Consider the following 1,270-nt stretch of genomic DNA (forward strand, 5'->3'; position numbering starts at 1 on the left):
CCCCAAGGGGATTCGAACCCCTGTTACCGCCGTGAAAGGGCGGTGTCCTAGGCCTCTAGACGATGGGGACGCAGAAAACTGCAACCCTAGGACAAACACTATGCAAATTTGGTGGAGCTATGCGGGATCGAACCGCAGACCTCTTCGCTGCCAGCGAAGCGCTCTCCCAGCTGAGCTATAGCCCCGACTTTGCATACACACTACCAATTAATATTGGCTGTGTATCGCTGAGTGCGGGGCGCATTCTATGCAGCCCCCTAAATAAAGTCAACAGTTTTTTATCTAACTTTATTTAAATGATTTAAATTTCAACAAGCTGACTAAATATCAATCCGTTACGCAGACATTTCGAACAGTATAATAAGGAATTGACTAAATTTTACAATTATCAATACTGATACCGAGATTTAAGTATACATTACGTGATATTAAACATTACAAAAGGTATACATTTATATGCAAATTTAAGTTAGCTAAACTATCGGTTAAATCCCAGTGGAGAGCCCCCCGCCCTCTTTGGTTTTAAACATAGCAAAATTGCCAGCTATTTAGTTATTCAGTTTTAATATTCAACATAAGTTGTGTTTTAAAAAATGACAAGCATCGTTAAAACAACATCGAGTTCAGTTAAATTAGAGGAAAAAGAGTAACGATGACAACGCCACAGATAAACTTATGAATATAAATTGCATATTTGTTCGCCAAAAAATGCTTAAAAGCCATGTCATTGTTTATAAAAGCTGCATCTAACACATTTTTACTCATTCAAGTGTTGACACATTTACAACTCTATCTATAATATCGCCCCACAACAACGCAGCAATACGTTGTTTTTAGATATGGGTCGTTAGCTCAGTTGGGAGAGCATCGCCCTTACAAGGCGAGGGTCACTGGTTCAAGTCCAGTACGACCCACCATTATTAAAATAATGGTTTTCATATCTAATTTCTTAATGGGTCGTTAGCTCAGTTGGGAGAGCATCGCCCTTACAAGGCGAGGGTCACTGGTTCAAGTCCAGTACGACCCACCATTAAATAAATTTTGATGGTGTTTCATATTACAAAAATCTAAATGGGTCGTTAGCTCAGTTGGGAGAGCATCGCCCTTACAAGGCGAGGGTCACTGGTTCAAGTCCAGTACGACCCACCATTAAACAAACTTTGATGGTGTTTCATATTACAAAAATCTAAATGGGTCGTTAGCTCAGTTGGGAGAGCATCGCCCTTACAAGGCGAGGGTCACTGGTTCAAGTCCAGTACGACCCACCATT

At 40.7% G+C, this 1,270-nt stretch carries 5 tRNA genes; 4 read left to right on the forward strand and 1 reads right to left on the reverse strand.

The window, feature by feature from the left end:
* Nucleotides 1-109: 109 nt before the first annotated feature.
* Nucleotides 110-185, reverse strand: a tRNA-Ala gene (locus ACSFVZ_RS20420).
* Between the two features lie 656 nt (nt 186-841).
* On the opposite strand from ACSFVZ_RS20420, the gene ACSFVZ_RS20425 reads away from it, so the two are divergent.
* The 4 genes from ACSFVZ_RS20425 to ACSFVZ_RS20440 all read left to right on the forward strand — a co-directional run bounded on the left by ACSFVZ_RS20425 (nt 842) and on the right by ACSFVZ_RS20440 (nt 1,268).
* Nucleotides 842-917: transfer RNA gene (locus ACSFVZ_RS20425), tRNA-Val, on the forward strand.
* A gap of 37 nt (nt 918-954) precedes the next feature.
* Nucleotides 955-1,030 (forward strand) — tRNA-Val (locus ACSFVZ_RS20430).
* Nucleotides 1,031-1,073: 43 nt separating this feature from the next.
* Nucleotides 1,074-1,149: transfer RNA gene (locus tag ACSFVZ_RS20435), tRNA-Val, on the forward strand.
* A 43-nt stretch (nt 1,150-1,192) separates the two neighbouring features.
* Nucleotides 1,193-1,268: transfer RNA gene (locus ACSFVZ_RS20440), tRNA-Val, on the forward strand.
* The last annotated feature ends 2 nt before the right edge of the window (nt 1,269-1,270 follow it).

It is taken from the genome of Pseudoalteromonas nanhaiensis, assembly GCF_051235485.1.
Lineage (GTDB): Bacteria > Pseudomonadota > Gammaproteobacteria > Enterobacterales > Alteromonadaceae > Pseudoalteromonas > Pseudoalteromonas lipolytica_C.